At 71.7% G+C, this 16,041-nt stretch carries 17 protein-coding genes and 1 riboswitch; of the genes, 8 read left to right on the plus strand and 9 right to left on the minus strand.

The features are described from left to right. Nucleotides 1–194: 194 nt before the first annotated feature. The 3 genes from ABZS61_RS00005 to ABZS61_RS00015 form a co-directional block, all read right to left on the minus strand. Nucleotides 195–599, minus strand: a complete 405-nt coding sequence (locus ABZS61_RS00005; protein WP_351175133.1) for a DUF3040 domain-containing protein — start codon at nt 597–599, stop codon at nt 195–197. A gap of 302 nt (nt 600–901) precedes the next feature. Further along, on the minus strand, nt 902–1,660 hold the full coding sequence (locus tag ABZS61_RS00010) for a methyltransferase (RefSeq protein WP_356413625.1): 759 nt from the start codon (nt 1,658–1,660) through the stop codon (nt 902–904). Nucleotides 1,661–1,790: 130 nt separating this feature from the next. Further along, nucleotides 1,791–2,312, minus strand: a complete 522-nt coding sequence (locus ABZS61_RS00015) for an SAV_6107 family HEPN domain-containing protein (RefSeq protein ID WP_356413628.1) — start codon at nt 2,310–2,312, stop codon at nt 1,791–1,793. Between the two features lie 169 nt (nt 2,313–2,481). Between ABZS61_RS00015 and ABZS61_RS00020 the strand changes: the two genes are divergently transcribed. The 5 genes from ABZS61_RS00020 to ABZS61_RS00040 all read left to right on the plus strand — a co-directional run bounded on the left by ABZS61_RS00020 (nt 2,482) and on the right by ABZS61_RS00040 (nt 8,593). Next, nucleotides 2,482–3,372 carry an ATP-binding cassette domain-containing protein gene (locus ABZS61_RS00020; RefSeq protein ID WP_356413630.1) on the plus strand — a complete coding sequence of 297 codons (891 nt, stop codon included), beginning with the start codon at nt 2,482–2,484 and terminating at the stop codon, nt 3,370–3,372. Next, complete coding sequence (locus tag ABZS61_RS00025; protein ID WP_356413633.1) at nt 3,344–5,431, plus strand: YhgE/Pip domain-containing protein; 2,088 nt, start codon at nt 3,344–3,346, stop codon at nt 5,429–5,431. Before ABZS61_RS00020 ends, ABZS61_RS00025 begins: the two co-directional genes overlap by 29 nt. A gap of 29 nt (nt 5,432–5,460) precedes the next feature. Continuing rightward, nucleotides 5,461–6,072 (plus strand): TetR/AcrR family transcriptional regulator, encoded by a 612-nt coding sequence (locus ABZS61_RS00030; RefSeq protein WP_329211977.1) that lies wholly within the window; start codon nt 5,461–5,463, stop codon nt 6,070–6,072. A 357-nt stretch (nt 6,073–6,429) separates the two neighbouring features. Then, nucleotides 6,430–7,047: a DUF4126 domain-containing protein gene (locus ABZS61_RS00035; RefSeq protein WP_356413637.1), complete on the plus strand. Its 618-nt coding sequence runs from the start codon at nt 6,430–6,432 to the stop codon at nt 7,045–7,047. 31 nt (nt 7,048–7,078) lie between these two features. Beyond that, the gene (locus tag ABZS61_RS00040) at nt 7,079–8,593 is read left to right on the plus strand and encodes an NAD(P)/FAD-dependent oxidoreductase (protein WP_356413640.1); all 1,515 of its coding nucleotides are present in this window, start codon (nt 7,079–7,081) and stop codon (nt 8,591–8,593) included. A 60-nt stretch (nt 8,594–8,653) separates the two neighbouring features. Here the strand turns inward: ABZS61_RS00040 and ABZS61_RS00045 are convergent, their stop codons facing one another. The 6 genes from ABZS61_RS00045 to ABZS61_RS00070 form a co-directional block, all read right to left on the minus strand. Continuing rightward, a complete protein-coding gene (locus ABZS61_RS00045; RefSeq protein ID WP_356413643.1) occupies nt 8,654–9,589 on the minus strand; it encodes a hypothetical protein in 936 nt (311 codons plus the stop codon). A gap of 50 nt (nt 9,590–9,639) precedes the next feature. Continuing rightward, nucleotides 9,640–10,557 carry a methylenetetrahydrofolate reductase [NAD(P)H] gene (gene metF, locus ABZS61_RS00050; protein WP_356413646.1) on the minus strand — a complete coding sequence of 306 codons (918 nt, stop codon included), beginning with the start codon at nt 10,555–10,557 and terminating at the stop codon, nt 9,640–9,642. A gap of 121 nt (nt 10,558–10,678) precedes the next feature. Further along, entirely contained in the window at nt 10,679–11,329 is a 651-nt protein-coding gene (gene thiE / locus ABZS61_RS00055) for a thiamine phosphate synthase (RefSeq protein ID WP_356413649.1), read from the minus strand. A gap of 134 nt (nt 11,330–11,463) precedes the next feature. Continuing rightward, nucleotides 11,464–11,829, minus strand: coding sequence for an Rv2175c family DNA-binding protein (locus ABZS61_RS00060; protein ID WP_356413651.1), 366 nt, complete (start codon nt 11,827–11,829; stop codon nt 11,464–11,466). Between the two features lie 67 nt (nt 11,830–11,896). Then, on the minus strand, nt 11,897–13,129 hold the full coding sequence (locus ABZS61_RS00065; protein ID WP_356413653.1) for an FAD-dependent oxidoreductase: 1,233 nt from the start codon (nt 13,127–13,129) through the stop codon (nt 11,897–11,899). A gap of 28 nt (nt 13,130–13,157) precedes the next feature. After that, the gene (locus tag ABZS61_RS00070) at nt 13,158–13,499 is read right to left on the minus strand and encodes a hypothetical protein (RefSeq protein ID WP_356413656.1); all 342 of its coding nucleotides are present in this window, start codon (nt 13,497–13,499) and stop codon (nt 13,158–13,160) included. A 51-nt stretch (nt 13,500–13,550) separates the two neighbouring features. Further along, a riboswitch (TPP riboswitch) is annotated at nt 13,551–13,663 on the plus strand. Here ABZS61_RS00070 and thiO point away from each other — a divergent pair. From thiO to ABZS61_RS00085, 3 genes are all read left to right on the plus strand, one after another. Further along, nucleotides 13,661–14,878 (plus strand): glycine oxidase ThiO, encoded by a 1,218-nt coding sequence (gene thiO / locus ABZS61_RS00075; RefSeq protein WP_356413658.1) that lies wholly within the window; start codon nt 13,661–13,663, stop codon nt 14,876–14,878. Its footprint overlaps the riboswitch before it by 3 nt. After that, nucleotides 14,875–15,132 carry a sulfur carrier protein ThiS gene (gene thiS / locus ABZS61_RS00080; RefSeq protein ID WP_356413661.1) on the plus strand — a complete coding sequence of 86 codons (258 nt, stop codon included), beginning with the start codon at nt 14,875–14,877 and terminating at the stop codon, nt 15,130–15,132. Before thiO ends, thiS begins: the two co-directional genes overlap by 4 nt. A 2-nt stretch (nt 15,133–15,134) precedes the next feature. Next, a complete protein-coding gene (locus tag ABZS61_RS00085) occupies nt 15,135–15,929 on the plus strand; it encodes a thiazole synthase (protein ID WP_356413664.1) in 795 nt (264 codons plus the stop codon). Nucleotides 15,930–16,041 lie beyond the last annotated feature (112 nt).

A 16,041-nucleotide genomic window follows, 5' to 3' on the forward strand; every position in this document is an offset into this window, starting at 1 on the left:
GCGTCGGCGGCGCCGTTGTTCTTCGTGATGTCCAGCCGGAAGTGCTTGTAAGCCGTATCCGTAGTGAAATCGTATGATTTGGTCTGGGCGGCCGCAGAGATGCGGCCGCCCCTCACTCGTGAGTCCTGCAGCAAGTTTCGGTGTTCGCGGTACGGATCAGGGCCGGGCGGACCGACGCCTGCCGAACCGGGGGTTCACTGGCCCTGTTCGTCGCGGCGGCGCTGCCACCGTTGCTCGATCCGGTTCATCATCGACCGGCGCTGCTTGGGATGTCGGCGTTCGCCTCCGCCCCCGCTCTCGCTCCCCGCCTGCGGCTGCTCGCCGGGCTTGGGCGCTTTGCGCCACCCGGTGACCGCCAGCACGGCACAGCCCAGCATGACGAGGAAGCCCACCACGCTGATCCAGATCTGCTGGGCGACCATTCCGGCCATGAGGAGCGCGATACCCACCAGAAAACCGGCCACCGCCTGGTAGACCCGTCGCCGGGTGTACCTGCGCAGCCCGCTTCCCTCAAGCGCTGTCGCGAACTTGGGATCTTCGGCGTACAGCGCTCGCTCCATCTGCTCGAGCATTCGCTGCTCGTGCTCCGAGAGCGGCACGGAGTCCTCCTCGTCGTCGGCCGCGGGGGGCGACCGGTATGCGGCCCTTCCAGAATAGGCAGGGATTCGCCCCCGTGAAACCCGCCCTCTAGCCATAGCCAGTCCGGACCGCCATGTCGGTCCGGCTGCTGAGGCGTAGATTCCCCGACCGCCGATCCGTCATGCCGGATGGTGTCACCCGATCATACGGGGCCTGCGCCCCGATCGGGTGTTCTGGGCCGTACTCCGTCTGCAGCTGCGTTGCTGATCAGCCGTGCTCCGGCCGCTCCACGGCCGCGTTCGGGCCGTGTCCGCGTCATCGCTCAGGCGCGCTTCTCGCCCAGAACGTGCAGCTGGGTCGCCACCGAATGGAACGCCGGCAGTTCCGCGACGGCGGCCTCGAGCCTCAGGAGCGCATCCAGCGCGCCCGACTCGGTGTCCACGAGAACCCCCGGCACGAGGTCCGCGAACACCCGCACACCGTGGACCGCGCCGACCTCCACCCCTGCGGCCGACACCAGCCCGGCGAGCTGGTCGGCGGTGAACCTGCGCGGCACGGGGTCGCCCTCCCCCCAGCGCCCCGCCGGGTCCGTCAGCGCCTGCTTGGCCTCGGTGAAGTGCCCGGCGAGCGCGCGGGCCAGGACGGCACCGCCGATACCGGCGCCCAGCAGGCTGAGCGCACCGGACGGGCGAAGCGCGTCGACCGCGTTCCGTACGCCTTCGGCGGGGTCGTCCACGTACTCCAGGACACCGTGGCACAGGACCGCGTCGTAGCCGGTGCGCTCCACGACGTCGAACAGGCCGAGGATGTCGCCCTGAACGCCGCGGACCCGGTCGGCCACCCCGGCCTCGGCGGCGCGGCGCTCCAGCGCGAACAGCGCGTTGGGGCTGGGGTCGACGACGGTGACCCGGTGACCGAGACGGGCGACGGGCACCGCGAAGTTGCCGGTGCCGCCGCCCGTGTCCAGTACGTCCAGGGCGTCCCTGCCGGTCGCCTTGACGCGGCGCTCGAGAGCGTCCTTCAGGACCTCCCAGACCACGGCGGTACGGAGGGAGGCACGGGGGCGCAGCTGATCCGACACGGCAGTTGACTCCTCGGCACGATGCCGCCACGGACGGCGGAGCGTGAACGGTGCAGGTGGTACGGGCTCTCCACCCTATTGCCTTGCACCGCCGTCCCGGTCACCCCGCGTCGCACCGCCTCCCGGCCTGTTACCGGGGCCGGTCCTTCCGTGGCTGCGGAAGGACCGGCTGGAGCACCAGGAGCCGCTCGACCAGGCGCAGGAACATGGCGGCGTCCCTCAGCAGATCGTCGGCGTCGCGGCTGGTGGCCGCGCCCGGTATACCGGCCTCCGCCCGGGCCCTGCGCGGGGCCCCGGAGGCGAACAGGGCGCTCCATTCGGTGAGTTCGGGGGCTATCTCCGGGAGGACCTCCCAGGCGCTGCGGATCCTCTCCCGGCGGCGCCTGCTGGTTTCGGGACGGCCACGGGCGGCGAGCACGGCGGCTGCGGTACGCAGCGCGGCGAGGTGAGCGGTGGCGTACCGCTCGTTCGGCACGTCGAGTACGGCGGCCTCGTCGAGGCCCGAGTGGGCCTGGACGAGCAGATCGAGAGCGGCGGGCGGCGCAGTGGTGCGACGCGTAACGGGGTGGACGTCGGTTGCCGGACCGGTCAGTGAGGGGGCAGGGCTGCCTGCGCGGCGCCGCGGAGCGGCGGCTGCGGACGAGCTGGCCATGACGAACCTCCTGTCGTCGTGTGACGGCTTCGTGGCCGTATGTATCCATCGTGACGGCCACCACTGACAATCCCTTCCCTGCTATCGCTGACCTGGCACTTTGCTTCGAGCGCGAGTTCGGGCTAGTTTTTTTGCACTGACTGGTCAGTTCAAAAATGGGGGTGGGGTTGTGGACAGCCCGCACGGGGCGGAAGTGAGCGCCGAGGACTTCGGGCTCGAAGGGCCGCGCGGCTGGGCCTTCCGGGGAGTGGACTTCACCGCGGATCCCGGAACGCTCGTCGCGATCGAGGGTCCGTCCGGCTCGGGCCGTACCTGCCTGCTGCTCGCGCTCACCGGCCGGATGCGCTCCACTCAGGGGCACGCGGAGGTCGGTGGTCAGCGCATGCCCGGCCGGCTCGCCGCCGTCCGAAGGATCAGCTCGCTGGGCCCGGTGCCCGGGGTCAGCGAACTCGACCCCGCCTTCACCGTCGCCGAGCATCTGCGTGAACGGGCCCTGCTGCAGCGCCGCTTCGACGGATCCCTGGGCACCCTGCTGGAGCCCCGGGCCCGGCGGAGGGCGACGGCCCGGGCCGCCGTCGACGCCGCGCTGGAGGCCGTCCGTCTGGACACGTCCGCCCTGCCCAAGGCCGAGCGGACCTCCGTACGGGACCTGGAGAGGCTCGAAGCCCTGCGGCTGTCCCTCGCCCTCGCACTGATGGCCAGGCCCCGGCTCCTCGCGGTGGACGACACCGACCTCAAGCTCTCGGACGCGGACCGTGCCGAGGCCTGGGAGCTGCTGGGCGCCCTCGCGGACGCCGGGACGACGGTGCTCGCCGTGTGCAGCGAGGCACCTGAGGACGCGTTGACCGTACGGACCGGAACAGGCGCCACGCGCGAGCAGCCGGACGGAGCGGCCGGCGGCTCCACCGGCGAAAACGACACCGCCAGGAACGACACCGCTGGGAACGACACCGCCGCGACCGACACCGCCGGGAACGACATGAGCGAGAACGCGCCGACCGAGGACGACACGACCGGAGAGGGGACGGCCGATGCGATCGCCGAAACTGGCCGCGCTTGAGCTGAGGCGGTTCGGCAGGGGCCGGATGCCGCGGGCCGCACTCGTGGCCCTCCTGCTGCTCCCCCTGCTGTACGGGGCCCTGTACCTGTGGTCCTTCTGGGATCCGTACGGGCGGCTCGACAGGATTCCCGTCGCGCTCGTCAACGACGACAGGGGCGCGAGCGCGGAGGGCAAGCGCGTCGCGGCAGGCGACGAGATAGCCGGCAGGCTCCTCGACTCCAAGGTCTTCGACTGGCACGAGGTCGACTCCGCCGAGGCCCGCAGGGGCGTCGAGGACGGAACGTACTACCTCTCGCTGACCATGCCGTCCGACTTCAGCAGGCGGATCGCATCGAGTTCCGGCGACTCCCCGGAGACCGGCGCCCTGCAGGTCCGTACGAACGACGCCAACAACTACATCGTCGGGCAGATCTCCCGGACCGTGTTCGCCGAGGTCCGCAGCGCCGCGTCGACGAAGGCCTCACGCGGTTTCCTCGACCGGATCTTCATCAACTTCTCCGGCCTCCATGACGCGACGGCGAAGGCTGCCGCGGGCGCCGACGACCTCAAGGGCGGCGTCGCCAAGGCGAAGAAGGGCTCGAAGGACCTCGCGGCCGGGCTCAAGGACGCCAAGGCGGGCAGCGGCACCCTGTCCGCAGGGATCGTCAGGCTCAACAAGGGTGCCGGCGACCTCGAGACCGGATCCCGGCAGGTCGCCTCCGGTACCCAGCTCCTCGCCGACAAGGTCAACAAGGTCGCCGGCGACGTCCGTCCGTTCCTGAAGGACAACGGCAGGACGATCGGGGCCACGGCGCGGCTGGTCGCCGACTCCTCGAAGACCGTGCGGGACAACCTCGATCTGCTGGTCGAGGCCGCGCCCACCGCGTCGGCCGCCGCCCACGCGGCCTCCGACGATCTGGCCGACGTCTACCGCATCCGCTGCACGGAGCAGCCGCTGCCCGACCCGGGCGTGTGCCCGCAGCTGAAGCGCGCCAGGACCGCGGCTGCCGATGTCGCGAAGGTCTCCGACGACCTGAACACCCTGGCCACCAACCAGAACGGGGACCTGAAGAAGCTGCGCGCCCAGCTGACCACCCTGCAGAAGCAGGCCGACGCCCTCGCCGAGCGTTCGCCGAACCTGGACACGGACCTGGAGTCCGCCGTCTCGAAGATCAACTCGCTCAACACCGGTGCCCACAAGGTCGCCAAGGGCGCCGACGCACTTCACACGGGGCTCGGTACCGCGAAGACCGGGTCCGCGAATCTGGACAGCGGGCTCGGGAAGCTCAAGAAGGGGGCCAAGAGTCTGGACAGCGGGCTGTTCCGGCTCAGTGACGGGTCCGCGACCCTGGCCCAGGGGCTGAACGACGGTGTCGGCAGGATCCCGGACTACGACAAGAAAGACCGCGACGCCCGTACCGGTGTCATGGCCGACCCCGTGCAGTTGGCCTCCTCGTCGCTGCACGCGGCTCCCAACTACGGCACCGGCTTCGCCCCGTACTTCATCCCGCTCTCCCTCTGGGTGGGGGCGATGGTGGCGTACATGCTGATCCAGCCGCTCAACCGGCGTGCGCTCTCGGCCGGCGCACCGGCCTGGCGCATCGCCCTCGCCGGCTGGCTGCCGGTCGCCGCGATCGGCCTGCTCCAGGTGGTCGCCCTGATGTCCGTGCTGCACTGGCGGCTCGGCCTGCAGATGGCGCACGCCGCCGGGACGATCGGCTTCCTGGCCCTGGTCACCTGCTGCTTCGCCGCGATCGTCCAGTGGCTGAACGCACGCTTCGGCGCGGCGGGACGGATCCTCGTGCTGGCGGTGCTGATGCTCCAGCTGACCTCCGCAGGTGGCACGTACCCCGTCCAGACCAGCCCCGGCTTCTTCGGCGCGATCCACCCCTACCTGCCGATGACGTACGTCGTGGAGGGGCTGCGCCGGCTGATCACCGGGGGCGGGCTCGGCCCGGTCTGGCAGGCCTGCGCCGTGCTGCTGGCCTTCACCGCGGGGGCTCTGGCACTGACGGCGCTCTCCGCCCGCCGCAAGCAGGTGTGGACCCTGGACCGGCTGCATCCGGAGCTCAGTCTGTGAGTGCGCCGGGACCTGTGAGAATCGACCGTATGGACAGCAGTAGCACCACGCGCCGCCAGGCCACGCGGCAGAAGCTCTACGAGGCGGCTGTGACCCTCATCGCGGAGAAGGGCTTCTCGGCGACCACGGTGGACGAGATCGCCGAGCGTGCCGGGGTGGCCAAGGGCACGGTCTACTACAACTTCAAGAGCAAGACCGAACTCTTCGAGGAGCTGCTGCGGCACGGCGTCGGACTGCTCACGCAGTCGCTCCGCTCCGCGGCCGAGGAGACCGACGAGCGCGACGGCACCCGGGTGGAGGCCCTGGACGCGATGATCCGGGCCGGTCTGGTCTTCATCGACCGCTATCCGGCCTTCACCCAGCTGTACGTCGCCGAGCTCTGGCGCACCAACCGCGCCTGGCAGTCGACCCTCCTGGTGCTGCGCCAGGAGGCTGTCGCGGTGGTCGAGGGCGTGCTCCGGGAAGGTGTCGCGAACGGTGAGCTCAGCGAGGAGATCGACATCCAGCTGACGGCCGCCGCACTCGTCGGGATGGTCCTGGTGGCGGCGCTCGACTGGCAGGCGTTCCAGCCGGAGCGGTCGATCGACGACGTGCACTCGGCCCTGTCCCTGCTGCTGCACGGGCGCGTCAGCGGACGCTGAGGCGACCCGGGAGCACACGGCACACGAAGACGCCGGCCCGGTGGAATTCGATCCCCCTCGAATGTCCACCGGACCGGCGTCCTCGGTGCTTTCGCGGCGCCCTTCCCCGTGACCCCGATTCCCCCGTGGTCCCCGGGCTCCGCGTCGTACACCCCCGTTGCGTCCGGAGTGCCGCGCCGTTCCGCCGCCCCGTGCCGGCGGTCCGGGCACTGCGCCCCTTCCGTGGTCTCCACTCTGCCGTCCGTGCAGGTGGAGGCCCATCCGCGTCCCTACTCATCTCCCCCACTAGGTACGCATACTCAGAGCTGTGTGCGGGGGCCCACCCGGGGCCGGCGGCGACTGGTTACGATCGCGTCCGTGTCCGTACTCCCCCTGGTGTTCACGAGTGGCTGGGCGAGCGGGATCAACGCCTACGCGGTGGTCCTGCTGCTCGGCGTCTTCGGCGCGACCGGGCTCACCGACGAGGTGCCCGAGTCGCTGCAGCGCACCGATGTGCTCGTGGCGGCCGGGGTGCTCTTCCTGCTCGAGGCGGTGGCCGACAAGATCCCCTACGTGGACTCGGCCTGGGACGCGGTCCACACGGTCGTACGCCCGGTCGCCGGGGCGGTCGTCGCGGCCCTGCTGGCGGGCGAGAGCGGATCGCTGCCGGAGCTCGCGGCCGCGGCGGTCGGCGGTTCCACCGCGCTGATGAGCCATCTGGTGAAGGCGGGCACCAGGATGGCGGTCAACACCTCACCCGAACCGTTCAGCAACGTCGCGGTGAGCGTCGCGGAGGACCTCGGAGTCGCCGGAATCATCACCTTCGCCCTGTTCAACCCCGTGGCCGCGGCCGTCATCGCCGCGACGCTTCTGGTGCTCGGCCTGGTGATACTGCTCTTCCTCGCCTCGCGCATCCGGCGCTTCCTGCGTCGCAGAGCACAGCGACGCGAAGAGAAACGCATGGCCGAAGCGGGCGGGCACCGGCCTCAGGAGTGAGCTGTCGGTGCCACCCCTTAGGGTCACTGACATGGCACGAATTGCGGTGATCGGCGCCGGGGCGGGCGCGATGGCAGCGGCCGCCCGGCTGGCCGTGGCAGGCCACCGGGTGACGGTGTACGAGCGGTCCCGGACCTTCGGCGGCTCGCTCGGCCGGTATGCCCGTGAGGGGTTCGTCTTCGACACCGGGCCCTCGCTGCTGCACCTTCCCGCGGTCTATCGCGACCTGTTCGTCAAGACCGGCAAGGAACCCCTGGAGCAGCGTGTCACGCTCACCCAGGTCGACCCTGCGAGCCGCCACCATTTCGCGGACGGCACCGCGGTCTCCCTGCCGAACGCCTCGCGGGCCGGGGTCGTCGGCGCACTGGACGGGGCACTCGGCAAGGGAGCGGGAGCCCGCTGGGGGGAGTTCCTGGACCGGGCGGGGACGGCGTGGGACCGTTCGCGCAGGCCGCTGCTGGAGGAGCCCCTGCGGGACGACCGGCAGGTGCTGGGCCGCGATCCCTACCCCGCGCTCCGCCGACGCAGGCTGCTGTCCGTCCGGGAGGCGGGCACGGTCGCCGAGATCGGTGCGTGGGAGCTGGCGGACCCCCGGCTGGCCGCCCTGCTCGACGGGTACGCCCTGTCGTACGGCCTGGACCCCCGCCGCGCCCCCGCGGCCGCCGCCCTGCTGCCCTACATGGAGGAGACCTTCGGCAGCTGGTACGTCGCCGGGGGCATGCGTGCGCTCGCCGAGGCGGTGTACGAGCGGTGCCTGGCGCGCCGTGTGACGTTCGTCTTCGGTGCCGAGGTGGTCCGGGTGACCGAGAAGGACGGACGGGCCACGGGCGTCGAACTGGCGGACGGCGAGAGCGTCGAGGCCGATCATGTGGTCCTGGGCGCGCAGCCGTGGCCCGGGCTGCTGTCCGGTCAGGAGGGGCGGCCCGGCCCGGAAGCAGGAGAAGCACAGGAGGACGGGCAGGGTCCGGTGCCGGGCCGCTTCCTGGTGCTGCTGTCGCTGCGCGGCGCCCGGGAGGCAGGTGCGGTGCACCGGAGCGTGGTGCACGGCGAGGACGGGGCCGCTGAGCAGGACGCGGTGTTCGGCGGACGGACCGCGGAGCGGCCCACCGTGACGGTGCTGCGTCCCGACGACCCCACGACCCGCCCCGACGAGGCGCACGAGGCGGTGACCCTGATGGCGACGGTGGCCCCGCACGGTCCGGTCGACTGGACGGACGCGGCGCTGCGCGAGCGGTACGCGGACGTGCTGATCGATCGCGCCCGCGTAGCCGTTCCCGGGCTGCGGGAGCGCATACTCCACGCCGAGGTGCGCACCCCTGCCGAGACCGCCGCCGAGACCGGCGCCGAGGGCGGTTCGGTGCCCGCGCCCGCGCTGGCGGGAGCACGGGGCACGTACCTGCACTCCGGGAACCGCACCGGAATGTCCGGCCTGTATCTGGCGGGCGGCTGGTCGCATCCCGGCGGCGGACTGGCGCACGCCGGGATGTCGGGTGCCCTGGTCGCGGGGCTCGTGGTGGAGGGTGACGGCTTCCGCGGCTCGCAGTGAGCCGCAGAGCGCTCGTCGTCGTGACCGGCCCTGACCGTGACCGACCCTGACCGTGGACGGTCAGTAGCGGTACTGCTCGTTCTGGCCGGTGTCGTACCCGTTGCCGTACGGGGCGGGCTGCTCGGGCGGCAGCGGGGGGTACTGCTCGCCCTCGCGCTGCTGCGGGACCCAGACGCCTCCCGGCGGCGTCTCCGGTGCGTACGGCTCGGCGTAGGGGGCCGTGTACTGCTGCTGGCCCCCGTAGCTGTCGTAGCCGTTGCCGTAGCTGTCGTACGAGGTGTACTGGCCGGGGCCTGCTGCCGCGCCGGTCCCGATGTACGGGTCGGAGTAGGGGGCGTAGTCCGGCGCCGGTGTGCCGTAGTCGTACTGGCCGGTGTAGGAGTCCTGGCCTTGGCCCTGGTAGGCCTCCTGGCCCGGATAGTCACCCTGGCCCTGGTAGGCGCCCTGGCCGCTGTAGGTGTCCTGGGCCGGCTGCGCGTAGTCGGTGTACGGGTCGTAGGCGCCGTACTGCTGCTGCTCGTCCTGCTGCTCCCGGCTGCCGGCGGCTGCGTAGGCGGCATCGGTGTATATGCCGTACTGCCCGGTGTCGTCCGGCAGCGGCTGCGGCTCGTAGACCGCGGATGCCGCGGTCTCCTCCCCGGCGTCCGGGACGGGTTCCTGGTACTCCAGGCCGGAGACCTCGAGCGTGGGTTTCCGGCCGGGTGCGCCGCCGGGCGCTCGGCGACGGCGGCTCTCACCGGGGCTGCCGCCTATGGCCCAGCCCGTCGAGAAGCCCCGCCGGAAGGAGAGGGTCACATACGTCTGGCCCGTCGCGAAGGCGATCGCGCCGAGGGCGATCACCAGCACGGAGGGAATCAGCACACCGAGAACCACACCGAGGAAGCCGCCGAAGGCGAGCAGCCGCCAGCGCAGCCGCGCCTTGTACTGCAGCAGCACCTCGCCCAGCAGCCACAACGCCACGACGCCGAATGCGATGTAGAGGACCGTCCAGCCCACGCCCGCCCCCTCCTACGGCCACCGCCCCGGTTGGTGGCGGGTACGGCCGGTCACGACTGCTTGTGCAGTCCGAGATTCTCGTAGATCTCGAGTGTTGCCGTCGAGTTGTTGAGCGTAATGAAGTGCAGCCCCGGGACACCCTCGGAGAGCAGCTTCGCGCAGAACTCCGTGGCGAACTCGATGCCAATGGAGCGTACAGCGGCGGGATCGTCCTTCGCGGCGAGGATGCGCTCTTTCAGCGAGGAAGGCAGGGACGCGTTGCTGAGCTGCGCGAATCTCTCCAGCTGCCGGACGCTGGTGAGCGGCATCACCTCGGGAATGACGGGGGTGTCGCAACCGGCAGCGACGACGCGGTCACGCATCTGCAGATAGCTCTCCGGCTGGAAGAACATCTGGGTGATCGCATAGTCGGCACCCGCGCGGCACTTGTCCACGAAATGCCTGATGTCGGTGTCCCAGTCGGCCGACCGCGGGTGCATTTCGGGAAAGGCCGCGACGCCGACGCAGAAATCGCCGGACTCCTTGATGAGTCGGACGAGATCCGCCGCGTACCGCACGCCCTGCGGGTGCTCGACCCACTCGGCCATCGGGTCACCCGGCGGGTCTCCGCGCACCGCGAGGATGTTGCGGATGCCTGCGTCGGCGTACTGCCCGACCATGTTGCGCAGCTGGGCGACGGAGTGGTCGACGGCGGTGAGGTGCGCGACGGGGGTGAGCGTGGAGTCGGCGGCGATCTGCTGGGTCGCCCGCACCGTCCCCGCACGCGTCGAACCGCCGGCTCCGTACGTCACGGAGACGAAGCTCGGGCCCACCGCCTCGACCCGCCTCAGGGCGTTCCAGAGGTTCCGTTCGCCCTTCTCGGTCTTGGGCGCCCAGAACTCGAACGAGTACGACGTTTTGCCGGTCGCGAGCAGCTCACGCACGGTGCGAGCGTGATCTGTCCTGGTGGAAGGTGTGCCGAGAGCCATACTGGGAGGTTAACCAGGGCTCGGCGGTACCCCAACCAGACCGGGCCTTTTCGCCCGGATTAATGGGATTGCTGTCCACCCCTCGGACAGCCGCTCCCCCGGAGCGCGAGGCGCGCCCTGCTCAGGCCGTGCGCGCCCTGACGCGCGCGGCGAGTGCCGCGGCCGCCGCAGCGGGATCCGACGCTTCGGTGATCGCCCGCACGACCACGACCCGTCGTGCGCCCGCGTCCAGCACCTCGTCCAGATTGCCCGCGTCGATTCCGCCGATGGCGAACCAGGGGCGCGGCTGGTCGAGTGAGGCGGCGTAGCGGACGAGCCCCAGACCCGGGGCGTGCCGGCCGGGCTTGGTCGGGGTGGGCCAGCAGGGGCCTGTGCAGAAGTAGTCCACGCCCGTTTCGGCGACGGCGGCGTCGACCTCGGACTCGGCGTGGGTGGAGCGGCCGATCACCGCCTCGGCGCCGATGACGGCGCGGGCGGCGGGCACCGGCAGATCGCCCTGCCCGAGGTGCAGCACGTCGGAACCGATGGCGTGGGCGACGTCGGCCCGGTCGTTCACCGCGAGGAGTTTGCCGTGCCGCTTGCAGGCGTCCGCGAACACGGCCAGGTGTTCGAGCTCCTCGGCGGCTTCCATGCCCTTGTCCCTCAACTGCACGATGTCGACGCCGGAGGAGAGCACGGCATCGAGGAACGCGGGAAGGTCGCCCTGCTGTCTGCGGGCGTCCGTGCAGAGGTAGAGCCGGGCGTCGGCCAGCAGCGAGCGAGGCGTGGACATGGTGGATTTCCCCCCGTTGAGTAGGTCGTCGGCCCGGCAGGCCGACGACCCGATGGTCGCCGGCCCGGCGGGTGCCGGTCACGGCAGAGTGCGGGCCGTGCAGCACGGCCCGCACCCCGCGAACGGTCGTCCGGTCAGACGGCGAGCGCCTGGGCCCGGCGCTTCACCTCCGTACCGCGATTCTCACTCAGCGCCTGCGCGGGCGTACCGGGCAGGCTCGGGTCGGGGGTGAAGAGCCACTCCAACATCTCTCCATCGCTGTAGCCGTCGTCCCTCAGGAGCGTCAGGGTCCCTGCGAGTCCCTTGACCACCTTGTTGCCGTCGATGAAGGCGGCAGGTACCTGGAGCGTCCGCCTCTCACCACGTCGTACGGCGATGAGCTGGCCCTCCTTGACCAACTGCCGTACGCGCGTCACCTCGACATCGAGCATTTCCGCGATGTCGGGAAGGTGGAGCCAGTCGGGGACGAGAACATCGATCTTTGCGTCAATCTCGGTCACAGGGACAAGCCTGCCATCCCGGACCGACAGTCGGTAGCCGGGCCGCCCGTAAGGAGGTACCCGGGTCCTACAGTGCCGCTGTCCTCAGCGGTACGGAGGGGTCCGCGGCACGCACCGGATCGACGCGCGCCCCGGCTTCGATGAGCTTGCGGGCCTGGGCGAGGTCGCGCGGCCGGCTGACGGCGATCACCGCCACCAGAACGCCTTCGCGCAGCCAGCAGACCGTCCAGGACGGGTCCGCCGGGTCGCCGCGCCACAGCATGGTGTCGGCTGCTGCGTGGTGACCGGCGTACTGCACGAACCGGCCGAACTGCTCGGACCAGAAGTAGGGCACCGGGTCGTATGTCCGGGGCTGCCCGTCAGCGAGGGCGGCTGCGAGCGTCCGGGGCCCCTGGAGGGCGTTGTCCCAGTGATGGACGAGCAGCCGCTCGCCGTAGCGGGCGGAGGGGAACGAGGCGCAGTCACCCACCGCGTACACGTCGGGCAGGGAGGTGCGCAGCGAACCGTCCGCGGTGATCGAGCCGTCCGGGCCGAGCGCGATGCCGGAGTCTTCCAGCCAGCCGGTGGTGGGGCGGGCGCCGATGCCCACGATCACCGCTCCGGCGGGGATCACCCGGCCGTCCGCCAGGTGGACGGCTCCGGGGTCGACGCGCGCCACCCGGGCGCCGGTGAGGAGTTCGGCTCCGCTGTCGGCGTACCAGCGGGCCATCGGAGCGGCGACGTCGGCGGGCAGGGTGCCCGCGAGGGGGCGTTCGGCGGCTTCGACGACGGTGACCGCGCAGCCCGCGGCACGGGCCGCGGTGGCGAATTCGGCACCGATCCAGCCGGCTCCCACGACCACGACGTCGTGCTGCCGCTCCAGGACGGGCCGCAGCCGTGCGGCATCGTCGACGGTGCGGAGCAGATGGACACCGGGCACACCTTCGGAGCCGGGCAGGACGACGGGCTCGGCCCCGGTGGCGAGGACCAGCACGTCGTACGGGACGGGGCCCTGGGGGGTGTCCAGTTCGTGTGCGGCGGCGCGCAGTCCGCTCACGTCGAGGCCCAGGCGCAGCGTGATGTCCAGCGCCTCGAAGTCGACGTCGAATGCGGAGTCCTCGGCCTTGCCGAGCAGGACCGCCTTCGACAGGGGCGGCCTGTCGTACGGCTGGTGCGGTTCCGCGCCGATCAGGGTGACCTGACCGGCGAAGCCCTGCTCGCGCAGGGCCACGGCGGTCTGCACGCCGGCCATGCCCGCGCCGACGACCACGACCCGGCGCGGCTGCTGTCCCGATTCCCGCTGTTCCGTCTGCTCGCTCACCCGGCCACCCTAGTCACCTGACGTTGCGTCAGGTGGGGAGCTCCTCCACCACGCTCGTCCCGCTGCCCTCCTGGGACTCCCACTCCCACCGCTCGTCCAGTCGCACCCGGCCGTCGGGAAGTTCCGTGACGGTCGAGACGCAGTGGCCGCCGGAGGTCGTTCCGTCCTGCTTCAGCTGCACATAACGGAAGTCCAGGGTGTCTCCCTCCCTGGTGCCCACGAGGTGTCCGCGAACGACGTCACCGCCCGCGTACGCGGCCCAGATCCGTCCCTCCCGCTCCCGGTAGGCGAAGCGTGTGCGGGTGCCGACCTGGCCGGGTGCCTGGTCTGCGACGGGCGACAGGACGAGTCCGTCGAGTGAACGGGCCACGGCGGCTGCTCCCTTACTGGCTGCGGGCGGCGGGGTTTAGGGTGGCCAACGTAAGGCACTCGCGGGAGCCCGGACGCACCGGGCTGAGAGGGAGGCTGGCCGGCCTCCGACCGTACGAACCTGATCCGGGTCATGCCGGCGAAGGGAGGGGCTGGACGCCCATGCGCATCTCCGAGAACGGATCCGACGTCCTTGTCGTCGGGGGCGGCATCATCGGCCTGGTGACCGCGTGGCGGGCGGCCGGGCGCGGCATGTCCGTCGCGGTCGCCGATCCCGATCCGGGCGGCGGGGCGGCCCAGGTCGCGGCCGGAATGCTCGCCGCCGTCACCGAACTCCACTACGGCGAGCAGACGCTGCTCGGCCTCAATGTCGCCTCCGCCGCACGCTATCCGGCGTTCGTGGCCGAACTGGAGGAAGCGAGCGGGCAGGAGACGGGCTTCCGTGCCTGCGGCACGCTGGCGGTCGCACTGGACTCCGACGACCGGGCCCATCTGCGGGAGCTGCACGCCCTGCAGCAGCGTTCGGGGCTGCAGTCGGAGTGGCTGAGCGGCCGCGAGTGCCGCCGGCTGGAGCCGATGCTCGCCCCCGGCGTGCGCGGCGGGCTGCGGGCCGACGGCGACCACCAGGTGGATCCCCGCCGGCTGGCCTCGGCCCTGGTCACCGCGTGCGAGCGGGCCGGTGTGGTCTTCCGCCGGGCCCGGGCGGAGCGGCTCAGTGTGACGGGTGGCCGGGCGGCCGGAGCGGTCCTCACGGACGGTACGGAGCTGAGCGCCGACCAGGTCGTGCTGGCCGCAGGCAGTCTCAGCGGCAGGCTCGCCGGGGTCCCCGAGGAGGTCGTGCCACCGGTCCGCCCGGTCAAGGGGCAGGTGCTGCGGCTGGCCGTGCCGCCCGCGTACGCCCCGTTCCTCAGCCGGACCGTACGGGCCGTGGTCCGCGGCAGTCACGTCTACCTCGTCCCGCGCGCCAACGGCGAGCTGGTCGTGGGCGCGACCAGCGAGGAGATGGGCTGGGACACGACGGTCACCGCGGGCGGGGTCTACGAACTGCTGCGCGACGCCCACGAACTGGTGCCGGGCATCACCGAACTGCCGCTGACCGAGACCCGCGCGGGCCTGCGTCCCGCATCTCCGGACAACGCCCCGCTGCTGGGTCCGACGGCCCTGCCGGGCCTGCACCTCGCCACAGGTCACCACCGCAACGGGGTACTGCTGACGCCCGTCACCGGTGACGTGATGGCCCACGTGCTGACCACCGGCGAACTTCTCGCGGAGGCCCGCCCCTTCGCGCCGAGCCGCTTCGCGCCCTCCGGCCGGGGCCCCGCCTCACCGAACACCTCCCCCGGAGCCCTCACTTCAGCACCTCAGGAGCAGCCCGCATGACAGAGCCCCTGCCCACCACCGTTTCTGCACCTGCGTCGTCCGCGTCCGCGTCCGTCTCCGTCTCCGTGAACGGGGAGCACCGCAGCGTCCCGGCCGGTACCGCCCTGGACACCCTGGTCGCGACCCTGACCACGGCGCACTCCGGTGTCGCCGCCGCGGTCAACGAGGCCGTCGTGCCGCGCAGCCAGTGGCCCGTCACCGCCCTCGGCGAGGGTGACCGCGTCGAGGTCCTCACCGCGGTCCAGGGAGGCTGACCATGTCGGACGATCTCTTCACGCTCGGCTCCACCACCTTCTCGTCCCGGCTGATCATGGGAACGGGCGGTGCGCCCAGCCTCGAGGTGCTGGAGCGCTCCCTGATCGCCGCGGGAACCGAGCTGACCACCGTCGCGATGCGCCGGCTCGACCCGACCGTTCAGGGCTCGGTGCTCTCCGTCCTGGAGCGGCTCTCCATCCGCGTCCTGCCGAACACCGCCGGCTGTTTCACCGCGGGCGAGGCCGTGCTGACCGCCCGGCTGGCCAGGGAGGCGCTCGGCACCGACTGGATCAAGCTGGAGGTCGTGGCCGACGAGCGGACTCTGCTGCCCGATCCGATCGAGCTGCTCGACGCCGCCGAGACCCTCGCGGACGAGGGCTTCACCGTCCTTCCGTACACCAATGACGACCCGGTCCTCGCCCGGAAACTCCAGGACGTGGGGTGTGCGGCGATCATGCCGCTCGGCTCCCCCATCGGCTCCGGGCTCGGCATCCGCAACCCGCACAACTTCCAGCTGATCATCGAGCAGGCCGCGGTTCCGGTGATCCTCGACGCGGGGGCGGGGACCGCTTCGGACGCCGCGCTGGCGATGGAGCTGGGGTGCGCCGCTGTGATGCTCGCCTCAGCGGTGACCCGGGCGCAGGAGCCGGAGCTGATGGCGGCGGCGATGCGGCACGCGGTGGACGGCGGGCGCCTGGCGTACCGGGCCGGCCGGATCCCGAGGCGGCATTTCGCCGAGGCGTCCTCGCCCGCCGGGGGCCGGGCGGTGCTGGATCCGGAGCGCCCGGCCTTCTGACACGGCCGCCCGACCGGCTCGCACGGCTGCTCCACCGGCCGCTCCCAGGTCACAACACGTACATGCCCCTGTCACGGCTCGGCTTCAGAACGGTCCCCGGGCTGCCCCGGCC

This window comes from Streptomyces sp. NPDC005566, assembly GCF_040605575.1.
Lineage (GTDB): Bacteria > Actinomycetota > Actinomycetes > Streptomycetales > Streptomycetaceae > Streptomyces.